The organism is Corallococcus terminator (assembly GCF_049194865.1).
GTDB lineage: Bacteria > Myxococcota > Myxococcia > Myxococcales > Myxococcaceae > Myxococcus > Myxococcus terminator_A.
Genome location: NZ_JBLZWL010000017.1, coordinates 50,067 through 68,295, shown reverse-complemented (window position 1 = coordinate 68,295; position 18,229 = coordinate 50,067). Strand labels below are relative to the sequence as shown.

At 67.6% G+C, this 18,229-nt stretch carries 16 protein-coding genes; all 16 read left to right on the top strand.

Going from position 1 to position 18,229, the window contains the following annotated elements:
- Positions 1-17 precede the first annotated feature (17 nt).
- The 16 genes from ACN469_RS08930 to xseA all read left to right on the top strand — a co-directional run bounded on the left by ACN469_RS08930 (position 18) and on the right by xseA (position 18,222).
- Positions 18-689 (top strand): RNA polymerase sigma factor, encoded by a 672-nt coding sequence (locus ACN469_RS08930; protein WP_498766132.1) that lies wholly within the window; start codon positions 18-20, stop codon positions 687-689.
- Positions 686-2,170 carry an anti-sigma factor family protein gene (locus tag ACN469_RS08925; RefSeq protein WP_498766130.1) on the top strand — a complete coding sequence of 495 codons (1,485 nt, stop codon included), beginning with the start codon at positions 686-688 and terminating at the stop codon, positions 2,168-2,170. The genes ACN469_RS08930 and ACN469_RS08925 overlap by 4 nt, the downstream gene beginning before the upstream one ends.
- Positions 2,171-2,265: 95 nt before the next feature.
- Positions 2,266-3,252 (top strand): TadE/TadG family type IV pilus assembly protein, encoded by a 987-nt coding sequence (locus ACN469_RS08920; protein ID WP_498766128.1) that lies wholly within the window; start codon positions 2,266-2,268, stop codon positions 3,250-3,252.
- Between the two features lie 15 nt (positions 3,253-3,267).
- Positions 3,268-5,325 carry a TadE/TadG family type IV pilus assembly protein gene (locus ACN469_RS08915; RefSeq protein WP_498766126.1) on the top strand — a complete coding sequence of 686 codons (2,058 nt, stop codon included), beginning with the start codon at positions 3,268-3,270 and terminating at the stop codon, positions 5,323-5,325.
- A 20-nt stretch (positions 5,326-5,345) separates the two neighbouring features.
- A complete protein-coding gene (locus tag ACN469_RS08910) occupies positions 5,346-6,512 on the top strand; it encodes a TadE/TadG family type IV pilus assembly protein (protein ID WP_498766124.1) in 1,167 nt (388 codons plus the stop codon).
- A 4-nt stretch (positions 6,513-6,516) separates the two neighbouring features.
- Positions 6,517-7,293: a hypothetical protein gene (locus ACN469_RS08905; RefSeq protein ID WP_498766122.1), complete on the top strand. Its 777-nt coding sequence runs from the start codon at positions 6,517-6,519 to the stop codon at positions 7,291-7,293.
- Entirely contained in the window at positions 7,290-8,111 is an 822-nt protein-coding gene (locus tag ACN469_RS08900; protein WP_498766120.1) for a hypothetical protein, read from the top strand. Before ACN469_RS08905 ends, ACN469_RS08900 begins: the two co-directional genes overlap by 4 nt.
- Positions 8,108-8,332, top strand: coding sequence for a hypothetical protein (locus ACN469_RS08895; protein WP_498766118.1), 225 nt, complete (start codon positions 8,108-8,110; stop codon positions 8,330-8,332). Before ACN469_RS08900 ends, ACN469_RS08895 begins: the two co-directional genes overlap by 4 nt.
- Complete coding sequence (locus ACN469_RS08890; protein WP_498766116.1) at positions 8,329-9,099, top strand: hypothetical protein; 771 nt, start codon at positions 8,329-8,331, stop codon at positions 9,097-9,099. Before ACN469_RS08895 ends, ACN469_RS08890 begins: the two co-directional genes overlap by 4 nt.
- 129 nt (positions 9,100-9,228) lie before the next feature.
- Positions 9,229-9,966, top strand: coding sequence for a hypothetical protein (locus tag ACN469_RS08885; protein ID WP_498766114.1), 738 nt, complete (start codon positions 9,229-9,231; stop codon positions 9,964-9,966).
- Positions 9,967-10,153: 187 nt separating this feature from the next.
- The gene (gene cpaB / locus ACN469_RS08880) at positions 10,154-10,969 is read left to right on the top strand and encodes a Flp pilus assembly protein CpaB (protein WP_498766112.1); all 816 of its coding nucleotides are present in this window, start codon (positions 10,154-10,156) and stop codon (positions 10,967-10,969) included.
- A gap of 39 nt (positions 10,970-11,008) precedes the next feature.
- A complete protein-coding gene (locus ACN469_RS08875) occupies positions 11,009-11,854 on the top strand; it encodes a type II secretion system F family protein (RefSeq protein ID WP_498766110.1) in 846 nt (281 codons plus the stop codon).
- A gap of 10 nt (positions 11,855-11,864) precedes the next feature.
- Complete coding sequence (locus tag ACN469_RS08870; RefSeq protein ID WP_498766108.1) at positions 11,865-12,749, top strand: type II secretion system F family protein; 885 nt, start codon at positions 11,865-11,867, stop codon at positions 12,747-12,749.
- A gap of 80 nt (positions 12,750-12,829) precedes the next feature.
- Entirely contained in the window at positions 12,830-14,713 is a 1,884-nt protein-coding gene (locus tag ACN469_RS08865; protein WP_498766106.1) for an FHA domain-containing protein, read from the top strand.
- 36 nt (positions 14,714-14,749) lie between these two features.
- Complete coding sequence (locus tag ACN469_RS08860) at positions 14,750-16,489, top strand: FHA domain-containing protein (protein WP_498766104.1); 1,740 nt, start codon at positions 14,750-14,752, stop codon at positions 16,487-16,489.
- Positions 16,486-18,222 (top strand): exodeoxyribonuclease VII large subunit, encoded by a 1,737-nt coding sequence (gene xseA / locus ACN469_RS08855; RefSeq protein ID WP_498766102.1) that lies wholly within the window; start codon positions 16,486-16,488, stop codon positions 18,220-18,222. Before ACN469_RS08860 ends, xseA begins: the two co-directional genes overlap by 4 nt.
- Positions 18,223-18,229 lie beyond the last annotated feature (7 nt).

Genomic DNA, 18,229 nt, shown 5'->3' with positions numbered 1-18,229 from the left:
GAGGGCACGGGTTGAGGGTGGGCCGGAGTGAACGTGGCTCCACGAGCGATGGGGGAGAGTTGGGACCGGAGACCTCAGACGAGCGATTGATGCTCGCCTTCCAGGCGGGGGACGCTCGCGCGTTCGAGGCGTTGGTGCGAAGGCACCGGACACCGGTGTTCAACTTCATCCTGCGCTTCGTCGGGCAACGGGCACGGGCGGAGGACGTGCTGCAGGAGACATGGCTGAAGGTCGTGCGCAGCGCCGGCGAATATCAGGCGAAGGCCCGGTTCACGACCTGGGTCTACACCATCGCGAGGAACCTCTGTGTGGACAGCGCGCGCAAAGAAAGCTACCGCCAGGCCGCGTCCCTGGAGTCTCCAGTGAGTGGTGTGGATGGCGAGGAAGGCCGCACGCTGTCGGAGGCGCTGCCGGACTCCGGAGCCAGTCCCGAGCGGGGCGCGTACAACGCCCGTTTGAGACCGCTGCTGGAGCGCGCCCTGGCCTCCCTGCCCGAAGAGCAGCGGGAGGTGTTCATCCTGCGTGAGTACAGCGGCATCCCGTTCAAGGACATCGCCGACGTGACGGGCGTCTCGGAGAACACGGTGAAGAGCCGGATGCGCTATGCGCTCGACGGCTTGCGCCGCCGACTGGCGGAGCTGGGCGTGGATGGTGATCTCGCCGAGGACGGAAGGACGGTGGTGGGATGAAGCCGCAGAACCTCCATGCGCACGAGGACCGGCTCCTCGACTTCGCCTATGGCGAGCTGCCCTCCCCGGAGGCCCAGGTGGTGGAGTCGCACCTCCAGGGCTGCGCTCGTTGCACCCAGGCCCTGGACGACATCCGCGGTGTGCGCGTCACCATGTCCCAGCTCTCCGAGGAGTCCGCGCCCGACGCGGGTCTGGAGTCGCTGCTGGCGTATGCGCAGCAGTCCGCGCGCCGGGTCGCCGCCGGGCCCGCTCCCACGCCGTCACGCTGGCGCCGGTGGCTGCTTCCCGTCGTCGGACTCGCCTCGGTGGGCACGCTGGGCATTCTCACCATCAACGCGCAGTCACCGGAGCTGACGCGGCCCAACCTCGCGGCGGCGGAGATGCAGTCGAGCAAGGCCGCGCCCGCGATGGCTCCAGCGCCGAAGCCCGTGTCGCCGCCCTCCGTCGCTCCGGCCCAGGTCGTCGCGGAAGCACCGCCGCCTCCCGCCGACGCGCGGGGCGAGGACGAGGACTCCTTCGCCAAGGAGTCGCCGAAGTCGCGGAGCAAGGAGCCCCGGCGGGCGGAGGGCTGGGAGACGGCGGGCAGTGGTGGCGGCTTCGGCACGAGGGGTCGCTCCGATGAGCTCAAGGCGAAGAAGGGGAAGAGCGCGGAGGTCATGAGCGACAAGCTGTCCGCTTCGAAGACCGCGCCCGAGGAGAAGGCCCAGCGCGAGGTGTCGAACCTGGACGAGGAGGCCCTCGCGGACGGAGCTCCGGTCCTGTCTCAGCCCCCTGCTTCAGCCAGTCCTCCCCGAGAGTCCCTGCGGCTGGGAGGCGCGCTCGCCAAGAAGGAGTCACGCAAGGACGCCGACGACGCCCTGCCCAAGGGTGGGGCCTGGGATGAGGGGCCGGGAGCGCCTGCTCTCGAGTCCGTCACCGAGCCCATGGCTCAGGGCGCCGTCGCCAGCGCCCCCGCGCCGTCGGCCGCTGCCGAGGGCCGCGCCGGGGCGGCACCTCCACCTCCGTACGGTGATGAGCGCAATGGCGTCGTCCAGGCGCCCACCTCTCCCGCGAAGTCCGCCATGAAGCCGTCGAAGGCCCCCGCGCGCGACCAGCTGCCGAGTCCCGAGCCGGCCAGCCCGGCCCCGGTGCGCCGTGCCAAGGCCGAGGCCGAGGTGGCGGAGCGGTCCTCCGGGCTGTCCGTGGTGGAGCTGTCCCTGCGCGCCCAGAACGCGAACCGGGCGGGCGACCGGAGCCAGGAGGCGAGTCTTTTGAGACTCGCTCTGGACGCTGGGGCCTCTGGCACGGAACGCATGGGGTTGCTCAACCGCCTGTGTGACGCGGAGCTGGCCCTGGGCCGTCGACGGGAGGGGCTGGCCGCGTGTAATCAGGTCTTGTCGGAAGCTCCGGGTTCCAGCGCGGCTCAGGCGGCGCGCCGCCGCTTGAACCGTGAGGCTGGATCGGTCGAAACACCGACGAGTGATTCCCAGCCCACGCCGTAAACTCCCGCGATTTTTCAATAATTGGGAGGGTGGGACGGTTGAATCTGGCCATTTGACCGATGCGTCTCGAGGGCGCTGATCGAGATAATGGGACCATGGGAATGGAACAGGAATCGCGGCCGCGGGGGGCGGCAGGCCGCCAATCCGGGCAGGCCATGGTCGAAGCGGCGATGATCATGCCGCTCGCGGTCTTCATGACGTTGGGCATCATCCAGCTCACGTTGATTCAGCACGCGAAGCTGATGACCGAGTACGCCGCGTATCAAGCGGCGCGGGCCGGCATCGTGTGGAACGGCAACAACGAGCGCATGCATGACGCGGCCATCGTCGCGCTGCTGCCCACGTTGGGCCGCACCGACGACATCGGCAACCTGGCGAAGACCTTCGCCATCCATCAAATCTACGACTCCGCGATGCGCACGCTGAACTTCGGCGGCGGCGTGGTGCCTCGGACGGTGAACGGCTCGAACCTGTTCGGCCTCATCCGGGTGGACACCATCAACCCGGCGTACTTCACGCCCATCAACACCATCTGGAAGCTGCGCACCGGCTACAACTGGCAGGAGCTGGACTTCGACGGCGCGGACAGCTTCCCGGAAGTGCCGTCGCTGGAGAACAACATCCGCAAGTTCTTCAACCTGCCTGAGCCGGATGACGCGGAGCTCGTCTACCGCAAGGCGACGCGGCTCACCATCCGCCTGCGCTACTTCTACGAGATGAAGATCCCGTTCGCGAACTGGATCATCTTCACCTCCTGGTACGCCTCCAACGCGCAGGTGGCGCTGCGAGGCGCCATCGACCGGGCCACGCTCGCGCCCAGGGCCAACATGATGTCGGACGGCGGCAACCTCACGCCCCTGGCCGCGCTGGCCAAGGGGATTGACCACGAGAAAGGCTACAACTCCCTGTATCCCGCCGAGATGTGGGTGCTCTGGGGGTTGGCCACCGGCAGCATCCCGCTCGTCTCCGGCCTCGTGGGCAAGCGCTACTTCATGCCCCTGACGGCGACGTACACCATGCGCATGCAGTCCAACTTCCACCGCAAGTGGATCATGCACCTCAACCCCGACTGGGGCCTGTAAGAGGACTCACGCACCATGTTCACTCGAATCCTTCGACAGAGCTTCCAGCGCCAGGAGGGCCAGGCCCTCATCCTGGCCGCATTGATGGTGCTGGTGATGTCCATCGCGGTGCTGACCACCGTGAACATCGGACACACCGTGCACGAGCGCGTGCGCCTGCAGAACACCGCGGATGCCGCCGCCTACTCCATGGCCGCCATGGAGGCGCGCGCGTTCAACTTCTACGCGTACGCCAACCGCACGCAGGTGTCGCACTACGTGTCGGCGATGATGTGGCACTCGCTCATCTCGCTGATCTACGCGGCCGAGGCGTTCTTCACGGACCTCTTCGGGTTCATGAAGACGCTCAATCCGTGTGCTGGCAAGCGCAAGAAACTGTGGGTCATCTTGTGTCCGATCATCGAGGTGATCCCCTACGTGGGGCAGGTCATCAAGGCGGTCAACAAGATCATGACGCTCTACAAGACGGCCTTCCTGCAGCCGCTGCAGAGATTGCTCAAGACCCTCAACCCCGACAAATGGCTGGGGAAGATAGTCGTGCCAGCCCATCGGGTGCTCAACGGCGCGATGTACTTCATGTCGCAGGCGGTGATGATGTCGGCGTCCACGCACGTGACGCAGACCACCCAGGGCGTGCTGGACGCGAACGACAAGAACCTCAACTCGCTCGCCAGCCAGCTCGCGACCGGTATCTACAGCCAATGCCTCTTCAGTCAGGCCCACAGCGAGCACGCGGGTGGCAAGCCGCTGGCTCCCGGTTCGTGGAAGAACCCCTTCGGCGCGCTGGACGTGACGAAGTACAAGGCCAACGACGACATCGCTCGCGTCAAGCGGTCGATGGGTGGCATCACCAACGCCACTCGCTACGCATGTGACCATGAAGGCGGCATGTGCCCCGAGCGCTTCACCACCTCGCGTGAGCTGGGTGACATCCTTCCGCTGCCGGACTCACTCGGCTTCTTGCGCGACATGCTGAACAACGGCGTGAACGCTCCGGGCCTGCTGGAGTTCAAGAAGATGGGGCAGACGCGCATGCTGTCGGCGACGTTCCCCACGTCGAAGACGCTCATCGACTCGCGCAACTACATCCGCGACTGGAACGACAACCTGAGTCCCTGGGGCATGACGGCGCAGGGCGACAACATGGGCGCGGACGACTTGTACTGGCTCAAGCTGGGCCCCGCTGAAGTCGACGTGGGCGTGGGCAAGGCGGACAACCCGCTATCCTGCAACAACAAGGACCCGTACACGCGCTGCTTCGGCGACAACCGCAAGGGGCTCAACGACAAGGGCGGCATCAAGCTGCCGTACCGCCACACGCTCAAGCCCAGCGTCTGGGCGCTGAACGACAAGGACTCGGGGACCACCAAGGGTGGCGTGCACTGGCGCATCCACTACCCGCAGAACAGCGAGGGCTGGCGCAACCACAAGGCCCCCAGCGGTCCGGAGCGCGAGGTCGGCATCCACCGCGAGAAGGTCTGCGTCCTCCAACTGGTGGTCTGCTGGTTCAAGGTGGACGTCTACACGGCGAACGTGCGCCCGGCCCAGGACGGCAACCACCCGTGGGGTGGCGTGACGCCCTTCATGCACTTCGAGCCCGGTCAGTACGGCGGTAGCACCTGCAACCCGATGGCGAATTCGGACAGGGCCAACCTGGCCAAGCGCACGGTGGACTTCAACCAGCCCTCCGCGTGGGTGGCGCTGAACAAGTCCCCGGAAGAGGTCGTCAACAAGGACAACACGGACGGCACGGGCACGAACGCTCCCGCGCTGCTCAACGACGAGGGCAAGGTGAAGTTCAGCTTCTCGCCCGACTCGGAAGGCCTGGAGATGCTGAACAACCGCAAGAAGTTCCTCAGCCTCACCGAGGGACTCAACGTCATCTCCCGCGGCCAGAGCTACTACCACCGGCCGGGCAACTGGACCGAGCAGCCCAACTTCTTCAACCCGTACTGGCGTCCGCGTCTGGCGTCCGTGTACCAGGGCCGCAACCAGCTTCCGGTGGTCGGGTCCATGCTGGACGCGCTGCCTGGCGCGCTCCAGGGCTTCGCCCCGAAGGTCATGACGCACTGAGGACCGCGATGAGAGCCCCCATGTCACGAAAGAGTTTCCGACGCGGAGCCGCCACGGTCGAGTTCGCCCTCTCCGTGCCGCTGCTCGTCATGATTCTGATGTTCAGCATGTACCTGACGGAGTTGGTCCGGGCGAAGCTGAAGCTCCAGGAGATGGCGCGCTACGCCGTCTGGGAGATGACCAGCTACGCCCTGACCGACTTCGGCAAGGGCAACCACGATGGCGCGTTCGAGGACGCGCGCCAGGAAGCCCACACGGAGCTCGTCGAGCGCTACAAGGACATGGACTCCGTGGAGCCCAATGGTCCGGCGGGGTCGTTCATCGCCCGCTACGGCGCGGTGGCGGGCACCCTCACCAACAAGGAGATCCCCTTCCTCGAGTCCGGGATGTTGGGGGGGGCCGGCAGCACCGGTGAGGGTGGCAGCCTGGGTGGCGCCGTCCTCGGCGTGCTCAACCAGGGCGTCGGCTCGGTGATGAACATGTGGGGTTTCAACAACAAGGGGTGGGTGGAGTCGGAGGTGACGATGAACTTCGACAACGTCATCATCCCCCGCAGCTACCTCGACGAGAACTCGGGCTCCGGCGGCTTCTTCAAGTCGGACACATTCGGCGGCCAGGACCTGTCCAGTATCCCCCTGCGCTCGAAGTATTCGATGTACGCGAACGGCTGGCACATGGCCGACGGTGGTGACGCCGTCGTCCGCGACCGGCGAGCAGGCAACCACCGCTCCGGCAGCGACGCGCACGGCCTCCACACGCAGGTGGGGCGGATGAAGTTCCTGGGCATCACCAATGCCATGTCGGAAGGTGGCATCGGCGGCGTGCTCGACTTCCTGGGGAGCTTCCTGCCGAACTTCTTCGGCACCTTTGTCGTCGCGCGAAACTACGGTATCGATCCTCAGCAGAAGGCGAAATGTAACGGCCTGACGGGTTACGACGCCACGGCGAGCAGCGGCCTGCACGAGATGGAAGACCTGCTGGACAACGAACGGCCGGATTGCTTCGACACCGCTCCGTTCCGCGACGAGATGACGTACGGCGACAGCAACTACATCAAGCTGTTCCTGGCGCGCGGCCCCCACTTCATGGGCTGCAAGCGGGCCATGGCCGACGACCCGTCGGATCCGGACGCCACCCAAGAGGCGACGAACAAGGATGAGCAGGACAACAAGATTCGCTGTGAGTAATAAAGTGGCCCACCGGCTCCTGCTCGGTCTGGCGCTACTGGCCGTGTGGCCGGCGCTCGCCGAGCAGGAGGTGCCCGTCTATCCGGGCACCGTCCACACGCGCATCGGCAACGACCTCATCATCGGGGGCGAGTACTATCGGCTGGCCTACTTCACGACGACCGACCCCATGAAGAAGGTGGTGGCCTACTTCGCGCAGAAGTGGCGCGACGAGGGCTACCCCACCGTGGTGGAGGGAGACATGGAGGATGAGGCGGTTGTCTCCGCCCTCTTCACCCGTGAAGGCCTGCAGCGGGGCGTGGTGCTGCGCGTGCACCAGGGCAAGACGGTGGGCTTCACGGCGCTGCGGGACTTGTGGACGCGTCCGCCGAAGTCCCCTTCGCCCGGCTTGGTGAAGTTGGAGGGCACGCTCTACAGCCAGGACCTGGCGACGAGGGATGACCCGGGTGGCTCGCAGAACCGCACGTCGCTGGTGGCGGGAGACCTGTCGGACGTGCAGCAGCGGCTGGGCACCGAGCTGACGCGCCAGGGCTTCGAGCCCGTGCGCAGCACGGTGACGAAGCTCGGCGGCGGCACGCAGGTGACGATGGAGCACGCGCGCAAGGGCGAGCAGGTGATGACGACGGTTTCCCAGGTGGACGAGGGGCTGTCGAGCGTCATGCAGACGTGGGTGGGTTCGGACCGCCCGGACGCGGTGCCCAACGACGACGCGGTTCGCAAGAGCCGCGAGGCGTGGGAGCGGGAGCAGAAGCTGAAGCAGGCGAAGGGAGCGGGCAAATGAGGGCGTCGTGGACCGTCATCGCCGTGGTGCTGATGGCGGCGTCCGCGCGCGCGGAGCAGGGCCCCGCGGCGCGTGAGGTCATGTCCCACTTGTCCAAGGGCGCCCGGAGCGCGCGCGTGGGCGACTGGGTGACGTACCGCTTCGACGGCGGCGCGGGCGGCATGCGCATCTACTACTGGCGGATGGCGGTGGTGGGCGAGGAGAAGGACAAGCAGGGCCGGGACGCGGTGTGGATAGAGATGGAGGCGGGCACGCATCCAGCCATGAAGTCGCCCCTCATGCAGATGCGCATGCTGGTGGCGCGCGAGGGCGAGCAGATCCGCTACGACGCCATCTCCCGGCTCTTCGTGGGCGGTCCCACGGACCGTCCCCAGGAATACTCGCAGGAGGCCCTGGACCACGTCCTGAAGAAGATGGACCAGCAGGACCAGGACGACAAGGTGCCGGACCCGGAGGACGACAAGGACCCCGTGCCGGCGGGTCTGAAGCCCGTGCTACGCTCCAGCAAGGAGATGCGGGTGATGACGCTGGCGGGCACCGTGACGGTCGTCCCGGTGGAGTTGATGGTGAAGAAGACGGTCATCAAGCGGATGTGGCTCAGCCGCGAGATTCCGTTGATGCAGATGGCGAAGATGGAGATTCCGGGCATCGACCACTCGATGGAGGTGGCGGAGTACGGTATCGACGCCAAGCCACGAATGGTGCTACCGCCTCCCTCCGCGCCTAAAATCCGCCTGGAGCATGCGGACAGCGTCTTCCCGGACCTACCGGCGATGGATGCCCCCAAGCAACCCGCCGATTCGGAGAAAACCCCATGAGCATCCCCAAGACGCAGCGCCTCCGCGCCTCCCGACGTGGGCAGGCCATGGTCGAATACTCCATCCTGAACTGGCTGCTGGTCGTCGCGCTCGTCATCGGCGCGTCGGTCAAGATTCGCTGGACGGATGACGTCCAGTCGAACGTCATCGACCTGTTCATGCGCTCGTACCAGATCTACTACGACTCCTTTTATTTCGTGCTGAACCTGCCGTTCCCGTGACGACCCGGAGCGAAGTGGGGGCGGCGTCGCCCCTGTGGCTGCGGCTGCTGCACGCAGCCGTGTTCCTCGCCATGGCGGCGGGCGTCGTCTACGTCGCGGTCGCCGAGTGGCGGCACGTCGCCCAGGTGCTGGCCCAGTCGTTCCACCCGGGCCCGCCGCCGCGCTGGACGCTGCTCGCGGGTTCCCTGCTGGCGGTGGTGAGCGGGCTGCGGCTCGTCTGGGGGCTGGTGCGAGGGAGGTCCGCGCCGCTCTGGGCCTCGGCCACCGTGCTCTTGTCCGTGGTGGGCGCGGTGGGGGCGGGGGATGGGCGCTTGCTCAAGGAGACGCGCTCGGAAGAAGCGGTGAACCTGTCCCTCCTGCGGGTGGCGCGGCGGGTCCACCTGTCGATGGTGCAGGAGCTTCAAGCGCACGGCGAGGCGCCCACGGACGAGGAGTCCTGGCGCAAGGCGCTCGCGGCGGCCGGTCCCAACCACGAGCAGCTTCGTACCCGCGCGTTGCGCCCCGTGCCCGTCCAGATTGTGTGGCTCGAGTCGGAGGAAGCACGCCCCCCGTCGCTCGTTCCCGGCGCTTTGTGGGTGCACGTGACGCCGGACGGCGTCGGCTTCAGCATCCGCATGGTCGGCCTCCGAGAGGGGGAGCCCGTGTTGCTGCGCGACGAGCGCGACCGGGAATTGGTGCTGCGCGGCCTCTACAACCCGGACCTGCCTCCGCTGCAGAAGCCCGCCGCGTCGCCCATCGAGCAGTTGTCGCCGTCGCCCACTCCCTGACACGTCCGATGATGCACACCGGTGTTGCCGACGACCCGGGAGTCAGCCAGTCTCGGACCACCTCATGACGCGGTGGCCCAAGGCCGGAGGGGTCGCTTTCGCATCAACGACGAGGACAAGGAGCGCGCAATGGCGCATGCGGCCTGGAAGTGGGCGGTCGTCGCGGTGGGTGTAGGGGCAGGGGTGCTGGCTTGCAGTGATGACGATGACGGCGATGGTGGAGGCAGGACGGACGGCGGTCCCATCACCTTCGACGCGGGGGTGAACAAGGAGCGGCCCGGCTTCGGAGAGGACCCAGGCATTCCCATGGGCACCGCCTTCGCCTTCCCCGCGGGCGTGGAGATCGCCGGGCCGATGTACGGCGCGAGCGATGCCACCAAGGACTGCGGCAATGGCGTGGCGCCGGTGGGCACGGGCCCCGCGGTGCTGGTCTGCGTGCCGCTGCGCAACAGCACCGGCGCGCCAGTGCAGATGACCATCAACCCGGGCCTCATCATGCTGAACGCCGGGGGCAGCCGCATCCAGAACGGCATGTTGATGGACCGCGTCCGCATCAACGTACCGCCTACGGGCATCGGCTCGGGCGGCGTCGACGCGGGCACTGACGGTGGCACCGAGGAAGAGCTCTACGTGGTGCCCTTCCACCTCTACTGCGTCAACGAGGCGCGCGGTCCCTCCGAGGAGGGCGGCGCCTTCGAACTGGGCCCCGTCACCACGGATCCGGACATCCTGGAGCTGATTCGACTGCTGGAAGGGAAGACCATCGACGACGAGGATGAAGCCGACGTGGTCCAGGACGCCCTCTACAGCATCACCGAACACAACGGGTTGACCGACGAAGACCGCAAGGCGCTCGCGGACCTCTGACGCAACCGCTGGATTCGACAGGGATGGCGCGGGATTCGGTGCTGTCGCGGGAGGTGGTTTTGACACCTGCTGTATCGCACGGCTAACATCCCGCGCCATCGGCGCAAGGTGCGCCTTTCTAGATTTCTACACCCTCGAACGCCTTCGCCGCCGAACGGCGCCCCCCCGTTTTGGAGGTTCCTGAACCATGCTGAAGGGCAAGACCCCGCTCGTCGTCGCGCTCGTACTCGGCCTTCTCGCCGGTGTCATCGCGTATTCCGCCATCAAGAAGAAGGAAGCGGACGTGCGCCGCGGCTGGAACCTGGTACCCGTGGTGGTCGCGGCCCAGGACGTCCCCGAAGGCACCGTCATCACCTTCGAGATGATCTCCCAGCGCTCAGTGCCGGAGCAGTTCGTCACCTCGTCGGTGGTGCGTCCGGACTCGGCTTCCTACGTCGTGAACCAGAAGGTGCTCGTGGCGCTGCAGGCGGGTGACCCGCTGCTGTGGAGCCAGTTCGAGACGACCAAGGCCGCCGAGCGCCTGTCCTCGAAGGTGCAGAAGAAGATGCGCGCGATGACCATCGAGGCGAAGAACACCACCTCCGTCGGTGGCTGGATTCGCCCGAACGACCACGTGGACATCATCGGCACGTTCCGTGATCCGCAGACGGACGAGAACGTCGGCGTGACGCTGCTGCAGAACATCATCGTGGTGGCGACCGGAAAGATCACCGGTACCACCAACGTCAACCTCATCCCGGAAGGCCAGCGCGACTACAACAACGTGTCGCTGATGGTGCTGCCGGAAGAGGCGGAAATCCTCGTGCTGGCCGCGGAGCTCGGTGCACTGACGCTCAGCTTGCGCAACGAGGACGACGTGGACCTCATCGAGGAGCGCGGTCGCGCCACCATCAGCACGCTGCTTTCTGGCGAGCGTACCCGCGTGCTGGAAGCCAAGCGCCGGGAGATCATCCAGATCATCAAGGGCGGCACCGAGAAGGCCGCCGCCGCTGGCGCCCAGTAGTCGGCGCCACGCCGCCCTCACCCCCAGGGAAGCGCGCCCATGCTTGCCGGAATCGTCCTCCTCCTCGTCACAGGCTCGGTCTTCTTCTTCAGCCTGGTGATCTTCAGCGTCCTCTCGAAGGCGTACGAGCAGTACCAAGAGCGCTACGTCGCCAAGTCGATGAACGACTTGAGCGACATGTTCCTCTTCATCGATCCGCGCCAGATGTTGGTCCTCAACATCGCGTGCATGTGCTTGCTGGGCATCCTGTCGTACATCATCTTCAACCCCATCCTGGCCGTCGTGGCCACGGTGTTCGGCTTCTTCCTGCCGATGTTGATGGTCAAGCACTACCGCAAGCGGCGCATCAAGAAGTTCAACGTCCAGTTGGTGGACGCGCTGCAGGCGATGGCCAACGCGTTCAAGGCCGGTCTCACCTTCCCCCAGGCCATCGAGCACGTGGCTCGCGAGGCGATGGCTCCGCTGTCGCAGGAGTTCGGCCTGTTCGTGAAGGAAGTGAAGCTGGGCGTGCCCCTGGAAGAGGCGCTCATCAACATGGCCCGCCGCGTGGGCAGCGACGACCTGGAGCTGGTGGTGGTGTCCACCAACATCGCGCGCCAGCTCGGCGGCAACATGGCGGAGATGTTCGAGACCATCTCCATGGTGATTCGCGAGCGCTTCCGTCTGGAAGGCAAGATCGACGCGCTCACCTCGCAGGGCAAGCTGCAGGGGTGGATCGTGGCGGCCATGCCCGGTGTGCTGGGCATGGTGCTCAACTACATGCGGCCGGACCTGATGGAGCCCATGATGAACCACTACTTCGGGTGGATCCTCGTGGTGATCATCGCCGTGATGGAAGTGCTGGGCATCCTCATCATCCGCCGCATCGTCAACATCGATATTTGAGGGGTGCTCCGTGGACATCCTGACGCAAGTGTTGGTCGGCAGCTCCGCGCTGCTCTTCGCGGGGGCCATCGGCTTCCTCGGAATCGGTCTGTACCAGGTGCTCTTCGAGCGCTTCCTGTCGGAAGTGCGCGACGAGTCCCAGGGCGGCATGAAGGGCTTCGGTTCGGTGGCCATCCGCCGGCTGGGCGCCATGAACCGCCGCTTCATCTGGCCGAGCTACGAGGCGAAGTCGCGCCGCAACCTCATCAAGGCTGGTGAGCCCCAGGGCTACAAGCCCGAGGACATGATGGCGCTCCAGGAAGTGAGCGCCGTGGTGGGCCTGCTGATGGGCCTCTTCATCCTCAACGGCACCGGGCAGAACCTGGTCTGGGCCATCCTGTTCCTGCTCTTCGGGATGTACTACCCGATGCTCTGGCTGAACGACCAGGTGAAGAAGCGCCACCTGCTCATCAGCCGCGCGCTGCCGTACAACCTGGACCTCCTGACGCTGTCGGTGGAGGCGGGTCTGGACTTCACCGCCGCGCTGGCGAAGGTGGTGGAGAAGGGCAAGACCGGGCCGCTTCGCGAGGAGCTGCAGCTGGTGCTCAAGCAGCTCAAGATGGGCAAGACGCGCGAAGAAGGCCTCAAGAGCATGATTGTGCGCGTGGACCTGCCGTCGCTGACGACGTTCGTCACCGCGCTCATCCAGGCCGACAAGATGGGCACGAGCTTGGGCAAGGTGCTGCGCATCCAGTCCACCCAGATGCGCATCGACCGCACTCAGCGCGCGGAGAAGCTGGCCGGTGAGGCGCCGGTGAAGATGCTCTTCCCGCTCATCGCCTGCATCTTCCCGACGGTGTTCATGGTGCTCTTCGGGCCCATCGTGTTCCAGTTCTTCTTCGGTGAGCTCGCGTAGGGGATGGTCCTCTGCCGATTCTCCTCTCCATCACCAAGGGGCTCCAGCAGGGAAGGGAGCTCGTCTTCGAGCAGGCCGAGGTGAAGATCGGTCGGACGCCGGAGAACGACCTGGTGCTGCTCGACCATGGCGTCTCCCGTCTTCATGCCCGCATCGTCCTTCGAGGCGGGCAGTACTTCACGCAGGACATGGGCAGCTCCAACGGGACGGCCCTCAACGGCAACGTCCTGAAGGGCGAGCAGCTCCTGCGCGATGGGGACCGCATCGGCGTGGGCCCGGTGGAGTTCACCTTCCTCTGGGTCCCCCCGGATGGAGACGTGGACGCCACGCGCCCCATCCGCCGCAACCCGCCCGCCCCGCGGCCTCCGGATGGCGTGGAGCAACAGTACCTTCCCACGGGGGAAGTGCCGGCCATCGCGCCCGTGGCGCCGCGTCCGGTGCCGGTGCTGGCTGACGAGTTCCCCGCGCTGGCTCCTCCCAGCGGCAAGCGTCCACTCGTCGCCCCCGTGGCGCCGCGTCCGGTGCCGGTGCTGGCCGACGAGTTCCCCGCGCTGGCGCCCCCCAGCGGCAAGCGCCCGCTCGTAGCACCCGTGGCGCCGAGCCTCCTGTCCATGGACTCGGTCGTGGAAGAGCGCACCGAAGTGGCGCTCACCGCCGAGCGCCTCGCGCTGCTTCCGGGCCCGCCGGTGATGGAGTCCGTCGAGGAGGAGCGCACCGAGCTGGCCCTGGCCATCCACGTGCCTCCTGTCGCCACCGCGACACCTCCGGGGTTCATCGAGCCGCCACCCGAGGAGCGGGAAGAGCGCACGGAGCTGGCGCTGCCGACGCTCGCCGACCTCGGGCTCCTCCTGGAGGAGTCGAGCGTCGACGACGATGCCACCCGGCCGATCCGGACCCGCGCACCGGGCACCATGGCGCCAGGTCCGGCCCCCATGGCGCTGGCTCCGGCCTCCGCGCCGCCGCCGCCCTCACCGGATCCGACGACGAAGGTCTCACCTGTCCCCGTCCCCACGGGCCCGACCGCGGCGGACCGGGCGCGCAAGCGTCGGGCGCTCGCGAGCACGCGCGGCGGTCAGCTCTGGCTGTGGTGGCGCGGGTTGCCGCTGGCCCGCAAGCTCCTGACGAGCACCGTGACGCTCTTCGTGCTGGGGTTGGCGGGCAGCGCGCTGGCCTTCGTGTTCCTGCCAGCCGGCGGGGCCACGGGCGGGCAGGGGTCGGAGCCGCTGTCCCTGGGCGTCGAGCGCGTGCCCGACTCGTTCGGTCTGGGCGAGGGTGTGCGCTGGGAGCACTCGGACCAGAAGTCCTTCGACTTCCAGTTCGCCGCGCCCACCCGCGCGGTGGCCCTGCTGCACTACCAGGCCAGTGGTATCTCCAAGGACGAGGTGGCCCTGGTCCTCAACGGCGTGAATCTGGGCTGGGTCCCCCCGGATACCACCACCACCGCCGAGCGCGAGCTGGAGCACATCCTCCCCGCGAAGACGCTCAAGCGCGGGGAGCTCAACAGCTTCGCCTTCGACAATGTGCGCAACCCCCCGGGGAACGAGACCTGGCGGGTCTGGAACCTGTGGTTGGAGGTCATCCCCGTGCCGGAGCTGCCCCCGGATCAACTGCTCGCTCAGGCGCGGGATTATGCCTCCACGGGCCGGCGGTTCTTCGACACCAAGGGCGTGGGAGCGGAGAACCTCTTCCGGGCCTGGCAGCAGTTCCGCTTCGCGTGGTTGACCCTGGAGGCCATGGACCCGAAGCCGGAGCTGTACCAGGACGTCCGCTATCAGCTCTCCCAGGTCTCCTCCGAGCTGGACCACCAATGTGCCCAGCTCATGCTGGAATTCCAACAGGCTGTGCAGTTCCGGAGCGCGAAGAAGGCTCGGGCGGCGCTGCAAGAAGTGAGCAGACGCTTCCCTACCACCGAGCATCGCTGCCACAATCTGGCCCAGGAAAAGGCGTTCGAGCACGAGCTCTGAGCTGGTGCTCTCTCTTCAGGAAGTCGGTGATTCGCCATGTCGAACGGTTCCCCTCCTGCTCGTCGCAGGCCTCCTTCCGGGACGCCCTCGGGCGGGACAGGAGCTCGCCCCGCGGCCCGCAGGACGTCTCCCGTCTCCGCCGCCCCCGGGGCGGCCACCCCGCGGCTCATCTGCGTGGCGGGGCCCAAGTCAGGTGAGGAGTTCTCGCTGCAGGACGGCGAGTACGTCATCGGCCGCGCCGCGGACAACCCCATCTGCATCCCCGACACGTCCGTGTCGCGCAAGCACGTCATGGTGCGCAAGGCGGGGGCGGCCTGGATGGTGAGCGATCTGGGCTCCGGCAACGGGACGCTCGTCAACGGCGAGGCCATTGGCGAGGAGACGCCCCTGGCCAACGGGGATGTCATCACCCTGGGCGACACGGAGCTGCGCTTCGAGGACGTGGTCAACTCCACGCTGATGGTGGCCGCCCCGTCGCGCGGGCGCGCCGCGAGCGCTTCCTCCGCGTCCACGAGCCGTGGCTCGTCACCGGCCCGTCCGCCTCCGCGCGTGGAGGGTGGCCGCGTGCGCAGCGCGCGTTCCTCCGCCATGGCTCCGCCGGACCCCGAGGTCCAGCGCAAGAAGACGCGGCTGAAGCTGCTCGCGGGCGGCGTGGTGGTGGTGCTCTTCGCCGGCCTGGGCATCGCGCGCATGCGCATGGTGAATGCGCAGGCGGAGATTGTCGCCCAGAAGGGCCAGGAGGATGCCGTCCGCAAGGAGCTGAGCACCATCTTCCAGGACGCGAAGAACCTGGTGCGTGAAGGCAAGTGGGTGGAGGCCAAGGCGAAGCTCGAGGAGCTTTCCGCCTCGGCTCCCGACTACCCCGGCGTGAAGGACTATCTCCAGCACGCCGAGCGCGAGATTCCCGTGCAGGGGCGCCTCACGGATGCACGCGCCGCGCTGGTGAAGAACGAGCTGGGCAAGGCCTCCGCCTCGCTGGCCAAGGCGGGTGAGAGCCAGTTCCTCTACGAGCAGGTGAACGCGGCGAAGCGGGAGCTGTCGGAGCTGGCCGACAAGCGCACGCGCGAGGCGCGCACGGCGCTGGACACCGGTCAGCTGGACTCCTCGAAGGCCATCACCGACGACATCCTCAAGGCCTTCCCGGAGCACCGCGACGCCAAGCTCATCAACGAGCAGGCGGTGCAGGCCATCACCATCCGCGACACGCCCCGCGTGATTCCCACCGGCCCCGCGCCCAAGCCCTGGGAGCCCGCGGTGGAGCGCTTCCGCGACGGAGACATGTCCGGCGCCGTGGCCATCCTCAACGCGTGCATGTCGAAGAACCCGCAGTGCAAGAAGCTGCTCGCGCAGATGTCGGAGTTCAGCACCCTCTACAAGCGCCTGGAGGACCTGGACGCGAAGGGGCTGCAGAAGCTGCTGGCGCTGGACAAGGACATCACCGACGGCCGCGCCAGCAAGATGGCGCGCAACGCGGGCACCCGCGCGGCGACCATCTTCTACAAGAGCGCCAGCTCGGCGAAGGCCTCTGGCCAGTGGGCCCGTGCGATGGAGTTCGCGAGGCGCACGCTGCAGGCCGACCCTGGCCACGCGGGCGCTTCGAACATCATCAGCGAGATGAAGACGAAGGCGCGGGAGCTCTACCTCCTGGCCTACTCCATGAAGGACGGCAACCCGGAGGACGCGTTGCCCAAGTTCAAGGACGTGGTGGCCATGACGCCGCCGGATGACGAGTACCACGACAAGGCGAAGTCCTGGGTCGAGAAGCTCTCGCGATGAAGAAGCGCAAGGGCGCGGGCGGCGAGTCACCGCCGCCCGTCACGTTGGGTTTCCAGGGGGACCTGTTCGGTGCCGCTTCCGCGCCGGTTCCCGTCGCGCCTGTCTCGGCGCCGCGCGTGTTGGCGATGCCGAGGAAGCCGCCGCCTCCGCTGCCCTCGGTGGACGCGGACGGAACGGGGTTGCTGGGGCCGATGGAGGGTGCTCCGGCCGCGCCGCCCAAGCCCGAGCGCTCGGTGCTCTCCGTGGCGGAGCTGACGCGTCAGCTCAAGCAGACGCTGGAGTCGCGCTTCGCGCGCGTGCTGGTTCGCGGCGAGGTGACGGGCTTTCGCGGCGCCAACGCGCGAGGGCACTGGTACTTCTCGCTGAAGGACTCCGTCGCGTCCATCGACGCCAAGGTGTGGGCGTCGCTCGCGGGACGGATGCGCTTCGCGCTGCGCGACGGCATGGAGGTGCTGGCCGAGGGCAGCGTCGACCTGTACGAGCCGCAGGGGCGCTACAGCCTCATCGTCACGCGGCTGGAGCCGGTGGGGGAGGGCGCGCTGGCGCTCGCCTTCGAGCAGCTCAAGGCGCGGCTGGCGGCCGAGGGCCTCATCGGAGACCGCCGTGTGCGGCCTCCGCGTCCGCTGCCGTTCCTGCCCCAGCGCATCGGCGTGGTGACGAGCCGTACGGGCGCCGCGCTCCAGGACTTCCTGCGAGTGCTGCACTCGCGCAACCCCCGGCTGAGCGTGCTGCTGGCGGACGCGCGCGTGCAAGGCGAGGGCTCCGCGCCGGAGGTCGCCCGGGCGATTGCGCGGCTGGGGCGCGCCGATGTGGACGTCATCGTGGTGACGCGCGGCGGTGGCTCGGTGGAGGACCTCTGGACGTTCAACGAGGAGGAGGTGGCGCGCGCCATCTTCGCCTCGCCCGTGCCGGTGGTGTCGGCCATCGGCCACGAGATTGACTTCACCATCTCCGACTTCGTGGCGGACTGGCGGGCGGCCACTCCCAGCGCGGCGGCGGAGCGGCTGGCGCCCGTGCTCGCGGACCTGGAGCTGTCGCTCGCCACGCAAGCGGGGCGGCTGCGCCGGGCCATGGAGCGCCGCGTGCTGGAGCTGCGCGAGCGCCAGGGCCAGCTCTCCTCCCGGCTGGATGACCCCAGGCGGGCGCTCAACCACCAGCGGCTGCACCTGTCCGAACAGGTGGAGGCGATGATGCGCGTGCTGCGGCCCGCGGTGCGCGAGCGGCGCGAGTCGCTGCGGGCATTGACGGAGCGCCTGCAGCGCGCGCGGCCCCAGGCCCGGTTGGGCGAGCAGCGCGCACACTTGTTGAAACTGGCCCGTCGACTATCGGAGGCGGCGCGCGCGGGCGTGGCGACGCGGCAGGCGACGCTGGCGACGGCGCGGCTCGGGTTGGAGCGGGCCTCGCCGACGGCACTCGTCTCGCGAGAGCATGCCCGGCTGGCGGCACACCAGGCACGGCTGCGGGCGCTCCAGCAAGGGACGCTGGCGGAAGCGCAGCGGCGTTTCCAGCGTCTGGAGGGGCGGCTCGACGCGATGAGCCCGCTGAAGGTGATGTCGCGGGGCTATTCGGTGGTGTTCCGCCAGCGCGACGGTGGGGTGGTGCGCTCCGCCGCGGATGTCGAGGTGGGAGAGCGCCTGGGCATCAAACTCGCCGCCAATGGGGCGAAGACGCTGGGCGGATGTGAAGAAGTCGAAGCCACTGTCACGTTGGTAAAAGGGCCGGTGGACTGCTAACGGGCCA

Coding starts and splice junctions, on each gene's coding strand:
- ACN469_RS08860 (WP_498766104.1), top strand. CDS start 14,750: ATGTCGAACGGTTCCCCTCCTGCTCGTCGCAGGCCTCCTTCCGGGACG.
- ACN469_RS08910 (WP_498766124.1), top strand. CDS start 5,346: ATGTCACGAAAGAGTTTCCGACGCGGAGCCGCCACGGTCGAGTTCGCC.
- ACN469_RS08895 (WP_498766118.1), top strand. CDS start 8,108: ATGAGCATCCCCAAGACGCAGCGCCTCCGCGCCTCCCGACGTGGGCAG.
- cpaB (WP_498766112.1), top strand. CDS start 10,154: ATGCTGAAGGGCAAGACCCCGCTCGTCGTCGCGCTCGTACTCGGCCTT.
- xseA (WP_498766102.1), top strand. CDS start 16,486: ATGAAGAAGCGCAAGGGCGCGGGCGGCGAGTCACCGCCGCCCGTCACG.
- ACN469_RS08875 (WP_498766110.1), top strand. CDS start 11,009: ATGCTTGCCGGAATCGTCCTCCTCCTCGTCACAGGCTCGGTCTTCTTC.
- ACN469_RS08915 (WP_498766126.1), top strand. CDS start 3,268: ATGTTCACTCGAATCCTTCGACAGAGCTTCCAGCGCCAGGAGGGCCAG.
- ACN469_RS08925 (WP_498766130.1), top strand. CDS start 686: ATGAAGCCGCAGAACCTCCATGCGCACGAGGACCGGCTCCTCGACTTC.
- ACN469_RS08920 (WP_498766128.1), top strand. CDS start 2,266: ATGGGAATGGAACAGGAATCGCGGCCGCGGGGGGCGGCAGGCCGCCAA.
- ACN469_RS08900 (WP_498766120.1), top strand. CDS start 7,290: ATGAGGGCGTCGTGGACCGTCATCGCCGTGGTGCTGATGGCGGCGTCC.
- ACN469_RS08885 (WP_498766114.1), top strand. CDS start 9,229: ATGGCGCATGCGGCCTGGAAGTGGGCGGTCGTCGCGGTGGGTGTAGGG.